This window comes from Rhizobium sp. PDO1-076, from assembly GCF_000247475.1.
Lineage (GTDB): Bacteria > Pseudomonadota > Alphaproteobacteria > Rhizobiales > Rhizobiaceae > Allorhizobium.
In genome coordinates this window covers 1-16,731 of the sequence record NZ_AHZC01000004.1, presented here as the reverse complement: position 1 = coordinate 16,731, position 16,731 = coordinate 1, and the positions used below count along the sequence as shown (strand labels likewise).

15 protein-coding genes are annotated in these 16,731 nt (G+C 59.6%); 8 read left to right on the top strand and 7 right to left on the bottom strand.

The genetic code is table 11. The features are described from left to right. On the bottom strand, window positions 1–601 hold a 601-nt coding region (locus PDO_RS00310), incomplete at its 3' end, for an exo-alpha-sialidase (protein WP_007596373.1). A gap of 11 nt (window positions 602–612) precedes the next feature. Next, entirely contained in the window at window positions 613–1,518 is a 906-nt protein-coding gene (locus tag PDO_RS00305; protein WP_007596372.1) for a dihydrodipicolinate synthase family protein, read from the bottom strand. A gap of 294 nt (window positions 1,519–1,812) precedes the next feature. On the opposite strand from PDO_RS00305, the gene PDO_RS00300 reads away from it, so the two are divergent. From PDO_RS00300 to PDO_RS00270, 7 genes are all read left to right on the top strand, one after another. Beyond that, window positions 1,813–3,456: an ABC transporter substrate-binding protein gene (locus tag PDO_RS00300; RefSeq protein ID WP_007596371.1), complete on the top strand. Its 1,644-nt coding sequence runs from the start codon at window positions 1,813–1,815 to the stop codon at window positions 3,454–3,456. 139 nt (window positions 3,457–3,595) lie between these two features. After that, on the top strand, window positions 3,596–4,552 hold the full coding sequence (locus tag PDO_RS00295; RefSeq protein ID WP_007596370.1) for an ABC transporter permease: 957 nt from the start codon (window positions 3,596–3,598) through the stop codon (window positions 4,550–4,552). A 1-nt stretch (window position 4,553) separates the two neighbouring features. Then, the gene (locus tag PDO_RS00290; protein ID WP_007596369.1) at window positions 4,554–5,516 is read left to right on the top strand and encodes an ABC transporter permease; all 963 of its coding nucleotides are present in this window, start codon (window positions 4,554–4,556) and stop codon (window positions 5,514–5,516) included. Further along, window positions 5,513–6,520 carry an ABC transporter ATP-binding protein gene (locus PDO_RS00285; protein WP_007596367.1) on the top strand — a complete coding sequence of 336 codons (1,008 nt, stop codon included), beginning with the start codon at window positions 5,513–5,515 and terminating at the stop codon, window positions 6,518–6,520. Before PDO_RS00290 ends, PDO_RS00285 begins: the two co-directional genes overlap by 4 nt. Beyond that, window positions 6,520–7,512, top strand: a complete 993-nt coding sequence (locus PDO_RS00280; RefSeq protein ID WP_007596365.1) for an ABC transporter ATP-binding protein — start codon at window positions 6,520–6,522, stop codon at window positions 7,510–7,512. The genes PDO_RS00285 and PDO_RS00280 overlap by 1 nt, the downstream gene beginning before the upstream one ends. Further along, complete coding sequence (locus PDO_RS00275; RefSeq protein WP_007596362.1) at window positions 7,509–8,615, top strand: four-carbon acid sugar kinase family protein; 1,107 nt, start codon at window positions 7,509–7,511, stop codon at window positions 8,613–8,615. The genes PDO_RS00280 and PDO_RS00275 overlap by 4 nt, the downstream gene beginning before the upstream one ends. Then, window positions 8,602–9,363 carry a FadR/GntR family transcriptional regulator gene (locus PDO_RS00270; protein WP_007596360.1) on the top strand — a complete coding sequence of 254 codons (762 nt, stop codon included), beginning with the start codon at window positions 8,602–8,604 and terminating at the stop codon, window positions 9,361–9,363. The genes PDO_RS00275 and PDO_RS00270 overlap by 14 nt, the downstream gene beginning before the upstream one ends. Window positions 9,364–9,445: 82 nt before the next feature. Here the strand turns inward: PDO_RS00270 and recX are convergent, their stop codons facing one another. The 4 genes from recX to repA all read right to left on the bottom strand — a co-directional run bounded on the left by recX (window position 9,446) and on the right by repA (window position 13,985). Further along, a complete protein-coding gene (gene recX, locus PDO_RS00265; RefSeq protein WP_007596358.1) occupies window positions 9,446–10,003 on the bottom strand; it encodes a recombination regulator RecX in 558 nt (185 codons plus the stop codon). 120 nt (window positions 10,004–10,123) lie between these two features. Then, a complete protein-coding gene (gene repC / locus PDO_RS00260; RefSeq protein ID WP_007596357.1) occupies window positions 10,124–11,341 on the bottom strand; it encodes a plasmid replication protein RepC in 1,218 nt (405 codons plus the stop codon). Window positions 11,342–11,643: 302 nt separating this feature from the next. Further along, window positions 11,644–12,732: a plasmid partitioning protein RepB gene (gene repB / locus PDO_RS00255; protein ID WP_007596355.1), complete on the bottom strand. Its 1,089-nt coding sequence runs from the start codon at window positions 12,730–12,732 to the stop codon at window positions 11,644–11,646. Continuing rightward, window positions 12,729–13,985: a plasmid partitioning protein RepA gene (repA, locus tag PDO_RS00250; protein WP_007596354.1), complete on the bottom strand. Its 1,257-nt coding sequence runs from the start codon at window positions 13,983–13,985 to the stop codon at window positions 12,729–12,731. The genes repB and repA overlap by 4 nt, the downstream gene beginning before the upstream one ends. A gap of 516 nt (window positions 13,986–14,501) precedes the next feature. Between repA and PDO_RS00245 the strand changes: the two genes are divergently transcribed. Continuing rightward, window positions 14,502–16,151 carry a phosphoethanolamine transferase gene (locus tag PDO_RS00245; protein ID WP_007596353.1) on the top strand — a complete coding sequence of 550 codons (1,650 nt, stop codon included), beginning with the start codon at window positions 14,502–14,504 and terminating at the stop codon, window positions 16,149–16,151. An 84-nt stretch (window positions 16,152–16,235) separates the two neighbouring features. Here PDO_RS00245 and PDO_RS00240 read toward each other — a convergent pair whose 3' ends face one another. Further along, window positions 16,236–16,502, bottom strand: a complete 267-nt coding sequence (locus tag PDO_RS00240) for a PepSY domain-containing protein (protein WP_007596351.1) — start codon at window positions 16,500–16,502, stop codon at window positions 16,236–16,238. Between the last annotated feature and the right edge of the window lie 229 nt (window positions 16,503–16,731).

Genomic DNA, 16,731 nt, shown 5'->3' with positions numbered 1-16,731 from the left:
TCTTTCCATCATCTTCAGACACAAGCACACCCGCCGTATCGGCATCGCCGGTCCAGCGTTGGCCGGGCAGCGAGCGGCAAAGAAATACCGGCAACAGCCAGTCTCCGGCGGCATTCACGATCACAGGCTGGCGCACGAATGTGCCGGGCAGATCGCAAAGAATACGTGGCTCACCGAAGTGTTTGCCGCCATCCGAAGAGATCCGACATTTTACAACTGCTCCATCCTGATTGCCAGAAACCTGGGACGTGTAAATCAGCCAGGCCTTGCCATCTGGAGCATTGAAAACAATCGGGTTTTGTTCAGACTTTGTGACATCCTCGGTCATTTTTTCAGGGACGGACCAGGCGGTCGCGCCAGGGGCTAGTCGCGACATGTAAATAGAAATATCGCCCATGCCTTCCATGGTTCCGCCAAACCAGACACAAGTCAGGGTCCCGTCGGCGAGAAATGCCAGATTGGCAGCATGGTTCTGCACCGTCGGCGATGCAAGGAATGCCTCCTGCCAACCCTCGTGATGGAGATGCGCCGTCAACATTCCGGTCATGCGAGCCGGAACATCCTCGGGTGCCAGTTCCGTCGGTGCGGTCAAGGTGGTCATGCTATCCATCCTCACGGCAAATCGTTGAAACTCTTGGACAGACTGGCAAAGTCGACATCGCTGAGCGGCATCAAGGGTGCCCGCGTGCGGCGCCAGCCCGCTTCTTTGGTCTTCAGCTCGACCATCGCCTTGATCGTCGGGATCTGGACATAGGAATTGGAGAGCGTGCGATAGGCATTGATGCGCGCCTGCGCCGCCTCGACCGTGTCAGTCTCTCTGTGATCCCCCACCTTATCATAGATCGTGCGCAGTGACCCAGCGACGAGGTTCGACGTCGCGGTAATGCAGCCGGCGCCACCCGCCTTGAGCAGGGGCAACATCAACGGGTCGGCTCCCGCGAGCACCGAAAAGCCGGGAAACCGCTCGACAAGCTTCTGCATGTTGTTGAAATCACCGGCGGAATCCTTGATGCCGACGATCTGTTCGGGAAACGCCTCGATCAGTTGACCGATCAGATCCTGGCTCAGCGGCACACCGGAGACCTGGGGAATGTGATAGAGGATCACCTGAAGGTCAGGATTGGATATACCCTCGATGATCCGGGCATAAGCGGCAAATAGCCCGTCATCCGAAACACCCTTGTAGTAAAAGGGCGGCAGCATGACGACCTTGCGCACGCCATTGGACAGCGCATGTCTGGTCAATTCGATCGTATCGGGCGAGGCCACCACACCGGTGCCCGGCAATAGCGCATCGGCTGGTACGCCAGCCGCCAACGCCGCTTCCAGAATGGCAAACCGCTCACGCATCGAAAAGGAATTGGCTTCGCCGGTCGTGCCCAGCAAAGCCACGCCGTGGCACCCTTCGGAAAGCAGGCGCTGGCAATGACCCGTGAACCGGGCAAGATCCGGCTCACCCTGCTCGGTGATCGGGGTGGTCGCTGCGCAAAATACGCCTGTAATCTTGTGAACCGTCATCTCCGCCCTCCTCCGGCGAAAAACTGGCGCTGATCCGCAATCGGCGCGCCTTAAAAAGCGTCGGTTGGCAAAATTTGTCAACACAAGTTTCCAGTTTCAAACTTCGATTTCAAACTATCACACTGATTATGTTTATACATTTTCTCTCTCTCTGGAAAGCGCGACAAGAAAACGATGTTGATGATTGACATATTTACAATATCGTCGCAGTGTCTGTCATCCCGGCGATGGCTCGAACAGCCTTGCCCCTCGGAGGAGGCTGCCGGTGATGGGAGATCAAAGGGAGGAGACGGTATGACTGACGGTAACGTTGGAACACTCGGCGCGGGTCTGTCGCGTCGCGAGGCATTGAAACTGAGCTTGGCGGCCGGTGTGAGCTTCACGCTTCTGGGCGCCAGCGCAAAGATAGTCCAGGCAGCGGGAGAGCAGATCCTCAAGATCGCGCATCCGACCTTCAGCCAGGACTGGTCGCCGCTACGCGGTGGTGGACCGCCCTTCCGCTGGAATTCCCTGTGGTGGGCGTCGCCGATGTATTTCGACGGCGACGGCAAGATCAATCCCTATGTCTTCACCAGCTGGGAGACCACGGACAACAAGGTCTGGACCTTCAAGCTCGATCCGAAGGCAACCTTTTCCGATGGCAGCAAGATCACCTCGGCCGACGTGCAGGCATCCTGGAACGTGGCCGCCATGCCCAATACCAAGAACCAGCGCGCCGACCAGGTTCTGTCGAAGGTCGCGGGCTTTGCCGATCTGACCGGCGGCACGGCCAAGGAACTGTCGGGCGTGGCCGTGCCGGACGAAGGCACCGTTGTCGTCACGCTGTCGGACGTCGATCCGATCTTCTTCATGCGTCTCGCCAATCACATCGTCCCAATCGCCAAGGCATCGCAGGTGCGCGGCGAAGACGGCGAGGAAGTTGCCGACTGGTACATGCCGGCCAATGACACGGTCTATTCCGGGCCATTCAAGCTGGTCGAAATCGATCTCGATGCTGGCACGCTTGCCTTTGAACCGAACGAGAACTTTTTCGGGCCGAAGCCGAAACTCGCTCGCATCGAACTGTCGTCGATCGAAGACAATGTCACGGCGACATCGCTTTTGAACTCCGGCGAATACAATGCCCATACCGAACTGATCACCTCGACGATCATCAAGGATCTAGGTGCGGACTTCTCGTCCGGTCCGACCATCCCAACCAGCCAGCACTTCTGGTTCAACACGGCGCGTGCGCCGATGGACGACCCGAAGGTGCGCCAGGCGCTGATCATGGCCGTCGACCGCGAGGGACTGATCAAGGCGTCCTATCCGGATGGTCCGCACAAGAAAACCGATCAGGTGCTGAACTCGGTTCCCGGTGCGGATGGGTCCGGCTTCGAGCCGTTCCCCTATGATCCTGAAGCCGCCAAGAAACTTTTGTCGGAATCCAGCTATGGCGGGCCGGAACGTTTGCCGAAACTGCTATTCGTTGGCGTATCGGGTCCGGCCATCGAGGCTGCGGCCCAGTATATCGCCGAGCAGTGGCGCCAGAATCTCGGCATCACCGCCGTGGATATGAAGCCGCAGCAGGACGCCTATGCCGGTCCCGACCAGAATGCCGTGCAGATCTTCCGTGATGACGTCGGCACCCGCGTTCCCGATGCCGTGTCCTATCTCGCCGGCTCGATCGCTTCGACCTCCTCGAACGCCCAGAACAAGATGGGTGGCTACAAGAATGACAAGGTCGACAGCCTGCTGACGGAGGCCGCCTCCAAGGCGGCGGACGACCCGCAGCGTGTCGCCCTTGCGCAGGAAGCCCAGAAAGCCTTCCGAGAGGATTGGGCCTTTATCCCCTGGTATGCCCAGACAATGTCGCGCTGGGCCGTCGCAGAAGTCAAGGGCATCGACAAGAACCTCGACTGGCAGGTTGTCGCTCCCTGGGAGATCTCCATCGGCTGACGGTTCTGGCGGACCGCTGTCACCGACAGATCCGACGCGTGCCGGGGCCGTCAGGCCCCGGTGCATTCTGGAGGAATAAAGGGCAGTCGGCAGCCTTGGCTGGCGGCCATGAGACCCGAACAAGAGGTGGGAGGCACCGTTGCTTCGCTACGTGCTCACGCGTTTCGCCATCTGGATCCCGTCCGTGCTGCTTGTCATGCTGGCGGTTTATGCTCTGGCCTTTTATGGCGCAGGCGATCCGATCAAGCTGATCTTTTTGCGGGCGCCCGGCGATGTCGCCTACAACCCGGCCAAGATCGAGGCCATTCGTGAAAGTGCCGGTCTCAACCGGCCGTTTCTCGAGCAATTTGCGAGCTATGTGCTCAACCTACTGCAGGGCAAGTTCGGCAATTCGCTGACGTCTGGCCGTTCGGTCTGGGCCATGGTGTCGGCCGCCGCCCCCGTCTCGTTCAAGCTTGCGCTCTGTTCCATCGCGCTGACCGCCATCGTTGCCATTCCGCTTGGCATGATCGCGGCGCTGAAGCAGAATTCCCGTCTCGACTATATCATTCTCGGCACGGCGCTGTTTCTCTGGGCAATTCCAGCCTATGTCGCCGGTCCCCTGCTGATGGTCGGCCTGATCGTGCTCTTTCCTGATGCGAATGTGCCTTATGGATGGGGTGGCATCTTCGACGTGCGCATCCTCCTGCCCTTGCTGGTCCTCTCCTTCCAGCCGATCGCGCTGATCGTGCGCCAGACGCGTGCCGCCGTGATCGAAGTTCTCTCGGAAGATTTCGTTCGCACCGCCCGTGCCAAAGGTGTTCCCGAAGTCATCGTTGCGATCCGTCATATCCTGCGGCCTGTCCTGACACCGGTCGTCACCCAGCTCGGCCTGATCATGATCACCATCGTCAACGGGGCGATTTTCGTCGAACTGGTCTTTGGCCTTCCCGGCCTTGGCCGTCTGACCGTGCAAGCGCTGATCAATTCCGATTATCCGGTGATCCTCGCCATCACCTTGATCGGCTCCTTCCTGGTGATGATCTCCAATCTCCTGGTCGATGTTCTCTATCCGATGCTCGACCCGCGCGCCCACGATAGCAAAAGGAGCCGCTGACATGTCGACCCTATCGTCCCCGCCGCTGGCACCCTCTTATGATGATCAGACCGTCAGCCTGTGGCGCGACGCCTGGTACCGGCTGAAGCGCAACAAGCTTGCTGTCTTTGGCCTCGCCATGGTCATCCTGCTTGCCTTCACCGCACTCTTCGGGCCGCTGCTGACGCCCTTCGATTATCTCAGCCAGAATCTCGACAGCCGGAACCTGGCGCCGTCGCTGTCTCACCTGTTTGGCACGGATGATCTGGGGCGCGACGTCTTCAGCCGCGTCGTCTATGGCACACGCACCGCCTTTCTCGTCGCCGTCATCGTTACATTCATTGCCGTCGTGATCGGGGTCACGCTCGGTGCCATCGCCGGTTTCTTCGGCGGCGCCTGGGACCGGATCATTATGTGGCTCACCGACATGACAATGTCCGTGCCCAATCTCCTGCTTGTCGTCGTCATCAATGCCTCGCTCAAGACACCGATCGCGACCTGGATGGAAAGCCGCTACATGGCGACGCTCAATCCGTTCTACCGCGAAACGGTGTGGATCGATTTCCTGCTTGTCTTCGGCTCGATGGCACTGATTTCCTGGCCACCCTATGCCCGCCTGGTGCGCGCTCAGGTTCTGTCGATCCGCTCGCGCCCCTATGTGACCGCCGCCCAGGCGCTGGGCCTGACCAACTGGATCATCATCCGCCGCTATATCGTGCCGAACTCGCTCGGACCGCTGATCGTCTCGGTCAGCGCCGGCCTCGGAACCGCCATGGTGCTGGAAAGCGCGTTCTCGTTCCTCGGCGTCGGCGTCAACCCGCCCACACCCAGCTGGGGCAACATGATCTCCGATGGCCTGCGCGTCTGGCAACATTATCCGCATCTTCTGGCCGCGCCTGCAGCCGTTCTCGGTCTGGCATCCGTCGCCTTCAGCTTCCTCGGCGACGGCCTGAACGATGCGCTCAATCCGCGAGGCAACAAATGACCGAGCTCAAAAGCATGATCCCACTTCTCGATGTTCGTGGCCTGACGATCGATATCGATGGCCGCAATGGTCCGGCAACCGTGGTCGATGGCATCGACCTGCATGTCAACCGCGGCGAAACGCTGGGTGTGGTCGGTGAATCCGGCTGCGGCAAGAGCCTGACAATGCTCTCCCTGATGCGGTTGCTGCCAAACAAGATCAAGGTCACCCAAGGCACTGCCGTGTTTGACGGCCGCGACCTGCAGACCATGTCGAACAGAGAGCTTCGCAAGGTTCGCGGCGGCGATATCGGTTTCGTTTTCCAGGATCCGATGACCTCGCTCAATCCGGTCATGCGCATCGGCGAACAGATCTGCGAGCCGTTGCGCTATCACAGCGGCATGAACAAGCATGAGGCAAAAACCCGCGCCATCGAGCTTTTGCGCCTCGTCGGTATCCCCGGCCCGGAACAGCGCCTGCAGGCCTACCCGCATGAGTTGTCCGGCGGCATGCGCCAGCGCGTGATGATCGCGATCGGCCTTGCCTGCAATCCGAAGCTCTTGATTGCCGACGAGCCAACCACCGCGCTCGACGTCACCATTCAGGCCCAGATTGTCGACCTGGTCAAGGATCTGCGTACCAAGCTCGGCATGTCGATCGTCTGGATCACGCACGATTTGGCGCTGATTGCCGGTCTCGCCGATCGTGTCGTCGTGCTTTATGCCGGTACCGTCGTCGAGGATGCGCCGGTCGACACGCTCTACAGCAAGCCGCTGCATCCCTATACCCAAGGGCTGCTCGCCTCAATCCCGCAGATCGGCCATGCCGCCACCACCCGACTGAGCTCGATTGGCGGAACACCTCCAGAACCCGGTCGAAGACCAGCCGGTTGCCCCTTTGCACCCCGCTGTCCGCAGGCCATGGCCATTTGCCGCGAACGGGTTCCCCGTCTCGAATATGCCAACGAAACCGATGGCCACCGCGTTGCCTGTTTCGCGGCCCAGACCGCAAAGGAGGCCGCGTGATGACTGGCGAACCCCTGCTCAGAATTGAAAACCTGGTCAAACATTTCCATGTGAGGCTCGGTGCTTTCGGCGAGCGCGAAGCGACCGTGCATGCGCTGGACGACATCGATCTCGACATCATGGAAGGCGAGACCCTGAGCCTTGTCGGCGAATCCGGCTGCGGCAAGTCTACGACCGGTTTCACCATCCTCAATCTCTACCGCGCAACCAGCGGCAGAATTCTCTACAAGGGCCAGGATCTTTCCAAGCTCAACGAAGATCAGATGCGACCATTCCGTCGCGACCTTCAGATCGTTTTCCAGGATCCCTATTCAACGCTCAACCCACGCATGACCGTTGGCGAAGCGATCAGCGAACCGATGCTGTTCCACAAGCTGGCAACCAAGGCCCAGTTGAAGGACAAGCTGGATTCGCTCCTGTCCGATGTCGGACTGCCGACCCGATTTGCCCAACGCTATCCGCATGAGCTGTCCGGCGGTCAACGCCAGAGGGTCGTCATAGCCAGGGCCCTCGCCTGCCAGCCGAAGTTCATCGTTTGCGACGAGGCGATTTCTGCGCTCGACGTCTCGATCCAGGCACAGATCATCAACCTGCTGCTCGATCTTCAGGACAAATACCGCCTGACCTATCTGTTCATCGCCCACGACCTTGCCGTTGTCCGCCATATCTCGACCCGCGTCGGCGTGATGTATCTCGGCCGCCTCGCAGAACTTGCGCCGCGCGACGAGATTTTCACCAATCCCTTGCATCCCTATACCCGCGCGCTCCTCTCGGCCGTGCCGGAAATCGATCCGGCCCATGAACGCACCCGCCAGCGTCAGATCCTCCAGGGCGATGTGCCAAGCCCGCTCGATCCACCAACCGGCTGTCGTTTCCACACGCGCTGCCCGATCGCCATGGATGTCTGCCGCATTGATGTTCCAGCCTGGCGCGAAGCCCGGCCCGGCCACAAGGTCGCGTGCCACGCCGTACCCATCGAGGCCCAGGCATGACGCTCAAGGCCGCAATCCTCGCCGATGATCTGACGGGTGCCCTCGATACCGGCACACCGTTCGTGCAAAACGGCTTGATGGTTGCGGTCGCGGTTACTGGCGAAAGCCTGGAGAAGGCGCTTGCGGCGAACCCGGATGTGCTGGTGGTCAATACCGCTTCGCGCGCCCTGTCGCCGCAAGAGGCATCGGAGCGCGTTGCGGCTATTGCAAACCGGCTCAAGGCAATTGCGCCGGACCTGGTGATGAAGAAGATCGATTCCCGGCTCAAGGGCAATGTCGCCGCCGAGACACTGGCGCTTGCAGATGGTCTTGGCCGTCACCGCATTGTCATTTGCCCGGCAATCCCCGACCAGCAACGCCTGACCCGCAATGGCCATGTCATCGGCCGCGGCGTCGATCAGCCGATATCGATCGCTGCTCTGTTCGGTCAGAGTACAGTCTCCGTCTGTGATGCCGACACAGACGCCGATCTCGACTGCATCGCCAATGCACACGACTGGCAAAATGGACTGGCCGTCGGCGCTCGCGGCCTCGGCCTCGCCTTGGCCAGACGGATCGGCAATGGCTCCAGCAGTTCCGCGCAGGCATCGTCCCTGACGCTCACCGATCGCACACTTTTCGCCCTTGGTTCCCGTGACCCCATCACCGTCTCGCAGATGCACCGGCTTGACCGGCAGGATCGTCTCGCGGTGCTTGCGGATGCACCACATGGTCAACTTGACGATCTTGACACGCCGCTGCGTCTGCCCGCATTGCTGCGTTGCACCGGTGATATCCGCGAGGACGGCACCATGGTCGCAAGGCGTTTTGCAGCCGGCGTAGCCCAAGTGGTCGCCACCAGCGACATCGAGATGCTGATGATGGGCGGCGGCGATACGGCCCTTGCCGTTCTTACCGCGCTCGGCATAGATGTGCTCTTCCCGATGGGAGAAGTCGAACCGGGAATTCCCTGGTTCGAGGTGACATTGCAGAACGGCAAGGGCCTGCGATGTGCCGTCAAATCGGGAGGGTTCGGGACCGTCGACAGCCTGGTTGCAGTGTTGCCGACCGAAGCGGATCAGAAATCGACGGACAGCAAGGAGACCTCCATTGGCCGAAGCTAGCGATGCTGTACTCAATACAGCTGTGACACCGGCAAAGCCCGAACGTGTCAAACCGGTCAAGCTTGTCGACCGTGTCTTCGACCAGTTGATGGAGCGCATCCGCGCCGGCAATTATCCAGCGGATTCACGCCTTCCCGGCGAACATGAATTGTCATCGATGCTGGGCGTATCCCGGCCTGTCGTGCGTGACGCACTTGCGCGCCTGCGCGAACAGGGCATTGTCTACGCCCGTCAGGGCGCCGGCACATTTGTCAGCGCCCAAGGCTCGTCTTCAGCCCAGTTGTCTTACTCCCCGGTCAAGACGATCGCCGACATCCAGCGGTGCTACGAATTTCGTCTGACCATCGAGCCTGCGGCTGCCTACTTCGCCGCAAAACGCCGCGACGAGGCAGCAATCCTGAAAATCGCAGCCGCACTGGCCGAATTGCGCGAAGCGACCAGCCACCAGCTTCATCGCACCGATGCTGACTTCGTCTTCCATCGTGCGGTCACGGAAGCTGCAAACAATCACTATTACACAGCCTCGCTTGATGCATTGAAGGCCCATATCGCCGTCGGCATGCATTTGCACGGCCTGTCCCTGCTCGGTCCCAAACTCGGCCTCGAAAAGGTCTATGAAGAACACAACACGATCTACCGCGCGATTGCCGAAGGGCGGGCCGATGATGCCAAGAGCGCCATGCTCAAACATCTGGAAGGCTCTCGTGATCGTCTGTTCGAAGGCCGAGCGCTCGATCTCTCTATCTAGGCTACGCGATACCTGCCCGATGACCTTGGATTTGCGGTCATCAACTGCCGCTCTACCATGAAGGACATGGTAGCGCCCATGCTCAAGGATTGGCGTAGAGGATTTCCTCGGCTTCCTCGAGCTCCATCTGCATGACCCGCCGGCCCAGTTCGAAACCGAAACCATTGCGAGCGAACGAGGAAAATTCCTTGGCGCGCTGCTTCTCGTCGGCCTCACTTTTGCGAAACGGACCGAAGGCGCGCTTGCGGGCAAGAACGACGGCTGCCCGCAGATCGTCCGCCTCATCGAGTACCGTCGCGACGATTTCCCGGTCGACGCCTTTTTCACTGAGCTTGCGAGCGATTGCCCGCTTCGACTTGCCACTGCGCGCCGCCGAACTGGAGCGGATTTCCGCATAGGCCTGATCGTCAAGCACTTTCATGGCACGGCCGAACCCGACCGCAAAGGCACCGAGCGCCCGGAGTTGCGCCTCGGAAATCCCTTCAAACTTCTGTTTGGCCTTGCGGATGATCGCGTCGGACAATTCACGCTCTGTCATCATCCGCTTTGCCAATCGATAGGCGGCGGAATTGCGGGCCCAGGACAGCATCCTCGCCGTGGGCACCTCAATTTCATCCGCCGGACTCGTCATCGCATCCATCAAATCATCCTACCGAAACGCTTCGCCGACGAAAAGGCCGCCACACATGCCCGTCAACTTTCGTTGACAGCTGTCAACGTTTGCATGCCATCGGCCGCCACTACACTATCCGCCCGGCGTTCATTCCGTTTGTCGCTCAAGCGCCTGCAGCATCGGATAGACACTGAATGCCGATTTCTCGGCCTTGCGGGTCAGGTCGCGCAGGTAACCGCCCGGCGAGCGGATCTCATCGGCACGCTCCAGCATGATCGCCACTACGATGGATGCAGCCTGTTCGCCCATCGCCGCCTTGGCTTTCTGCCAGGCATCCGGCGAAACGCCGAGCATGGACCGAACGAGATCGGCCGCGCGGATCAGATCCTGCCATCCGCTCATGCCCCCGCGGGCATAATCGGCGATTTGCGGGCAAATCCGCTTCATCCGTTCGAGGCTTATCGCCATCTTGCGGTTTGGTGCCAATGTCGTATCGCCTGGCTTTGCCTTTTCTGTGACTCTTTGGCCTTTTAATTCAAATGGTAGGTCTGTATTTGAATTCTGTATATGACGCTCGTTATGGTCGTCATTGCCGCTCATTTCTTGTTCAGAAAGCGATGAAAGATAAGCGTTTTCCACCTTAATCCGGAATGCTGTCAAGCGTTCGCGAAGGGCGTTCAAAAGTGCCGGGTCGTAGCCGCGCGGGAGGCTGCCGAAGGACATCTCCTGAAACTCTGCCGCAATCTCTGCCCAGCCGCCGTCACGACCCTCTTCCAGGGCGGTGGTGATGATCTTGGAGATGTCGCGCAGGTGCAGTGTCACCTCCGAGCGCTGTGCACGGATCATGCGCGCCTGGGCGCGGGCCTGTTCCGCCAGAGACAGGATCTCGGACGACTTCAGCGCCAGCGGAGCGAGGTCAAAGCCGAAAGCATCCTCGACAACACCATTATCGTCCCGGCGGCAGAAGCGCTTGCCATTGGCGCTGTCGCGTCGAAACAGAAGGCCAGCCTCGACCAGGGCCGTCAGATGCCGGCGGATCGTCGCTGGAGCCATTCCCCGTGCCCTCAGTGACAGTTCGCGATTGGAGGGAAAGACGATGATCGGATTGGCACCATCGAGCACGCGGTCGGTGGTGAAGCTGACCAGAGCTTCGAGAAGCCCGATCGCCCTGTCGCTTAGACCGAAATGGTCTCGCGCTTCGGTCAATGCCCGAATGAGCTGCCATTTGTCGCTGGCGCCCTTGTCATTGCCGCCGTCGCCGGCGCGCAGTTTCTCTTGCCTCTCAGCGACGGATGCCTGGCGGGCAAAAAGCCGCGCAGTCATCCGGCCGCCGCCAAAAGGCGTCGTTGCCAGTCTCTCCACCATGATCAGGTCCTCTGTGAGGAGACAAGACGGACCCAAACACCATGAAATTTGGCAATAGATTCAATATTCGGGCTCGACATCGCTGTCGCCGACTCTTGACTTTGCCTGCTGGAAGTGATTCTCTCGGATTGCTACATAGGAGAGGGGCTTCCGGAACGTCAGGTTTTGGGGGCCTTTTTTCTTGTCTCCGCGCTTCCTTTCTTGGGTTTCGCGATGTTTCATTGAGCATCCGACGGGGTTATGAGATCCCGCTTCCGACACTCATCCTTGCAAACCAGCTGGCCACCGAAGCGGCCGACGCGTCATTTGCCTGTTTCCTTCGCCTTCAGATGTGCCGCATAGGCCTCGCTCACATGCGCCGAAAGCGCATCGATGAAGGCCTGCTCCACATCCTTGGCAAAATCGATCTTGACCGCCCTACCCTGGCGTTTGTAGGCGGCAAAAACACGACCTCCCGGCGCCAGTAACTGGTCCGGCTCCGGCTTATGCGCACCTGTATTGCGGGCCAGGCGGGCAAACAGCTGCTCAAAACGGCGATCAGTCTCGGCTTCCTTGAACGCCGCGACCTTGATCTCGTCCTGGGCTTTCTCATTGCCAGCCGGGCGAGCATAGAGCTCGACAAGTTTCATCCAGCGATCCCGGCCGGCTTTCGGAGCCGGTCCAATGGCGCGAACGATGTGCTCCGGAATGCCTTCGGCAACCTGGATGAGGCGCGACAGTTCGGATTTCTGCACCGAAAGCGCGTCGCCGATCAGCTTGCGGTCAAACCCTCTGGTCACCAGCGTCTGAGCGAACACGGCGCGCTCGATAAACGATAGATTGCGCCGTTCGGCATTTTCCTTGCCCTGGGCCAGTACCAGCTCATCGTCGGACAGTGCGCGAACCAGCGCCTTGACCTCGATGCCCAGGGATTGAGCCGCCCGCATGCGCCGATGGCCATAGGCGACCTGATAGCGACCTTCATCATCGGGATGCGGTCGCACCAGAATGGGAACCTGCTGGCCGCTTTCGCGCATGCTCTCGACCAGCTCGATAAATTGCGGGTCGTTGACTTCGCCCTGGCTCAGGCGGTCGGAGATAAAGGAAGCATCCACACGCGCGGTGTCGAGCGAAATCACACGCTCGCCCTCTTCAAGAGCCTGGCGCAGCTGGCGCGCCTCTTCGGCCTCCCGCGCGATCGACGAGAGCGAAAGCCCCATGGCCTTGACCGCTCCGGACGCACTGCGCGCAGGCGCTGCATTGGTTTCGGTCTGTCCTGACGGCGCTTGATGTGCCTGACCGGCCGCGGGTGATACGTCTGCGGCCGGCATGGATTTGGTTTCTGGCGCCGGAGTCAGCGCCTCGCCAAACAGGGCCTTGATCGAATTCTTGCGGTCGCGTCCTGTCGTCATGCCGGTCGCCCCCAGGCTGTGTGGATCAGGGCTTCCACTTCCGAATTCACCGCGTCGAGCGATTCCATTGCCCGGTCATAGGTGCCGCGGGAGAAATTCTCCCTTCCGACCTCGTACAGCGTCTGCTTGGTCAGGCCGGCATCCGAGACGGCGGTCGACTTCAGCATCGGTGCAGTCAGAACCCGCTCCCCGAACAGCGAGCGCAGGAAGCCGACAATCTGCGTCTGCGGCCCGTCATGCGGTTCGACGCGCGTGACGAGATAGCGCAGGAAGTCGAAATTCAGCTGGCCACCGGCCTCGCGCACAACGGCCAGCAGATCTGACGTCATGAACAGGAACTGGCTCATCGACGCGACATCGAGCATCTGCGGATGCACGGTGACCAGAACCGAGGTCGAGGCACAAAGCGCCGACAGGGTCAGGTAACCAAGCTGTGGCGGGCAGTCGATGATCACGACATCATAGTCATCGGCGACCGTGGCAAGTGCCGCCTGGACGCGGGTGAAGAACAGCGAATGTGTGTCGCCTGCCCGACGCTCGGCGAGCGCCCGCGGCGTTGCGTGTTCGAATTCCTGCAACTCGAGATTGCCAGGCAACAGGTCGAGATTGTGGAAATAGGTCTTGCGGATGATGTCCTTCAGCGGCCGTACTTCGCCATCATAGCGAATTGCCCCATAGATCGTGTCATTGCCGACGAGATCGAGTTCCGGCTGATAACCGAAAAGTGCCGAAAGCGAAGCCTGCGGATCGAGGTCAACAGCCAGCACGCGGTGACCGGTCATGGCAAGATATTGCGCCAGGTGCACGGACGAGGTTGTCTTGCCCGAGCCGCCCTTGAAGTTGGTCACCGAGATGATTTGCAGATGTTCGCCACGGGCCGGATCGCGCCATTTCACGTAGGAGCGTGCCTTGGCCTCATTGCCCTTGGCACGGGCCTGGTCTGCCAGGAAATGGCGAAGGGCATCGATATCGGAGAGCGTGTAAAAACGTCGTCCGCCAGAGCCGACTTTCGGCTGCGGACCTTCTCCTGCCAGGGACAGCTGGCGCAGATAGCCATCCGACACGCCGATCAGGCGCGCGGCCTCGCCCGAGGTGAACGAGCGCAGTGTCTTTTGCGATGTCGGCGGAAACAACCGCTCGCGCATCGCTTTCAATTGAGCCGAAAGCGCCTGGGCGTCTTCGGCAATGGTCTCGTCGGCAGGGCGCAATGAAATTGCCTCTTCCTGTGTTGCCGTGATCGATGGACTGCCCATCAGACCTTCTCCATTCTCATTCAGCTCATCCGACAACGTCGCGGCCCTCATGGTGCGCTGCTGTCGAAACGGGCAAACTGATTCTACATCTGTGATTCTCCTCGCCTTGGAAATACGCGATTGTGAGAAAAAACAGACTTTGTAGTAATTTACGGCAAATCCTCACTGTTGCGGCTTCTATCCGTAACAGCGTGTTGCATCAACCGAGTCGCGTCAAGAGATTTTTGGTTGTCGAGCCGACAACTGCACGCATGGCGGTTCTCCGCAGCGATATTTGCATCACCCACAGCCAAAAACGATCCCTACACCCAGGCGGCGAGACTATCGCGCGGGTTGAATTGCATATCGTTCAGCGTGCTGTCAGCCAATTCACGCATTGCCGATGCTACGCCGCCTGCCCTCAGGCCGGCTCAGCATGCCTGGCCTGATGGAACGCGGAGACACGCGTTTCCACCCCGTCCCCGTGCTGGCGCTGGTGGGTAGGTTTCCTGCTTTCGTTCAAGACAGGTCCAAACCTTGCACAGTGTAACCCACCCCAATGACAATGCAGCGCTGCTGCGCCCGCAAATCAGAAGCCTGACGCTCAGCACGCTCACCGCGCTGTTTTTACTGTTTGCCACCAATCATACCTTCTGGGCGAAAGCGGCCGCGAATTATGCAAACCAGCCCTTTGCCTTTGCCTCATTGGTCATCGGACTGTCTGGTGCCTATCTGGCCGCCTGTGTCACGCCATCGGTAAAATACCTGACAAAGCCAGTCTTTATCCTGCTGATCATCGCCGCTGCATCCGCCTCCTGGTTCATGGACAGCTACGGCGTCATCATCGATGTCAACATGATCCGCAATGCTGCGGAGACCAACACGGCAGAGGCCGGCCATCTGATCACCGCCGGCTTCGTCCTGCATATGGCGCTCTACGGCATTTTACCCGCCGCCATGATTGCCTGGGTGCGGATAGAACATGACGGCTTTCCGAGAAAGTTTGTCCGCAATATCGCAACCATAGTTGCAGGGCTTGGACTTTTTGCGCTGGCTGGGATCTCCTTTGCCGGCACCCATGCCTCCCTGACCCGCGAGCATCGCGACATGTTCGCAACGCTCAATCCGTTTGTGCCGATCGGCAAGGTCGTCGACTATGTGATCGCCAGCAATACGGAACGCAACCTGGTTGCCGCTCCACTGGGCATGGATGCGAGGCTGCTCGGGCTACCTGCCGCCAAGAGAAAACCGCGCCTGACGATCATCGTCACCGGCGAAACCGCGCGTGCCGAGAATTTCTCGCTCGGCGGCTACAGCCGGACAACAAATCCCGAACTGCAGGCACGCGACATCTTCTATTTCAAGAATGCGACCAGTTGCGGCACCGCGACCGCGACCTCCGTACCCTGCATGTTTTCCAACCTGACCCGGGACAACTATTCACACAGCAAGGCGCTTGCGACTGAAAACCTGCTCGACGTCCTGTCGCATGCCGGCGTGCATGTCGAATGGTGGGACAACAATACCGGCAGCAAGAACGTGGCGAACCGGGTCAAGGAAGTCACCCTGTCCAATTATACGGACAAGCGCTTCTGCGCAGACGGCGAATGCCAGGACGGCGTGTTGCTTGACGGGCTGGATGCCTGGCTCGATGGCATTTCCCAGGACACTGTCCTGGTTCTGCACCAGATGGGCAGCCACGGACCTGCCTACTATCTGCGTTATCCCGAAGCATTCCGCCATTTCACACCGGAATGCCAGACAGCCGAATTCTCCGAATGCAGCCGCGAGCAGATCGTCAATTCGTATGACAACACCATTCTCTTCACCGATCACGTGCTCGCGACCATCATCGACAAGCTCAAGGCGCGCGAGGACAAGTTTTCACCATCGCTGTTCTATGCTTCGGACCACGGTGAATCCCTGGGTGAATACGGGCTCTATCTGCATGGTGCACCCTATATGCTGGCACCATCGCAACAAACCCATGTGCCCATGCTTGTCTGGTTCGGTTCTGAGCAAAAGGCCCAGATGAACCTCGACTGCCTGCGCAAAGAGACCGAAGGTCCGGCCTCCCACGACAACCTGTTTCATACAGCACTCGGCATGATGCAGGTGGACACGGCGGCAAGGGATCCGGCGCTTGATCTTGCCTCGGCATGCCGCAATCCAGTCGCTACACAATAGGGCACACAGACGATGTGGACACCGAAGGCTTCGGCCTTGGTGTCCATATCGTCCCAGCAGCAGCCATTGTACTAAACCTGCCCATCATGGGGCGATGTTGATGTCGAGGATGGCAAAGCTCTTTGGATCGAATTGCGCATTCACCGGCTCGCCCTTTTCGTTCACGGCATTGACCAGGTAACAACCGTCACTGGACCTGATCGAGCGAAGCGTCCAGCCGGCGCCCTCCAGTTTCACCTGCAGTGCCTTCCTCGGCTTCCATTCCTCAAGGGGTACATTGCACTTGCCGGAGGCGCTCGCCACCCCGGCGAAGACGAGGCAGCCAAAGACCATGACCAGAAACGATTTCATCTCGGCTCTCCTTTACACAAACAACGAGCACGCTATGGAATCTCTGCCTGACGGTGACCTGAAGAGCGCTTGTCTCTGACGACCCGCGCATGGAGCTTGCGGCTCACGTTCAGTTACAATGACAAGCAGTCGATGGGTCTACCGCCAACACGAACCCATTTGACGAACACGCTGGCGCGACAACTGACAGGGAAATGGCCTTGAGAATCCTTCTGGTCGAAGATGATGC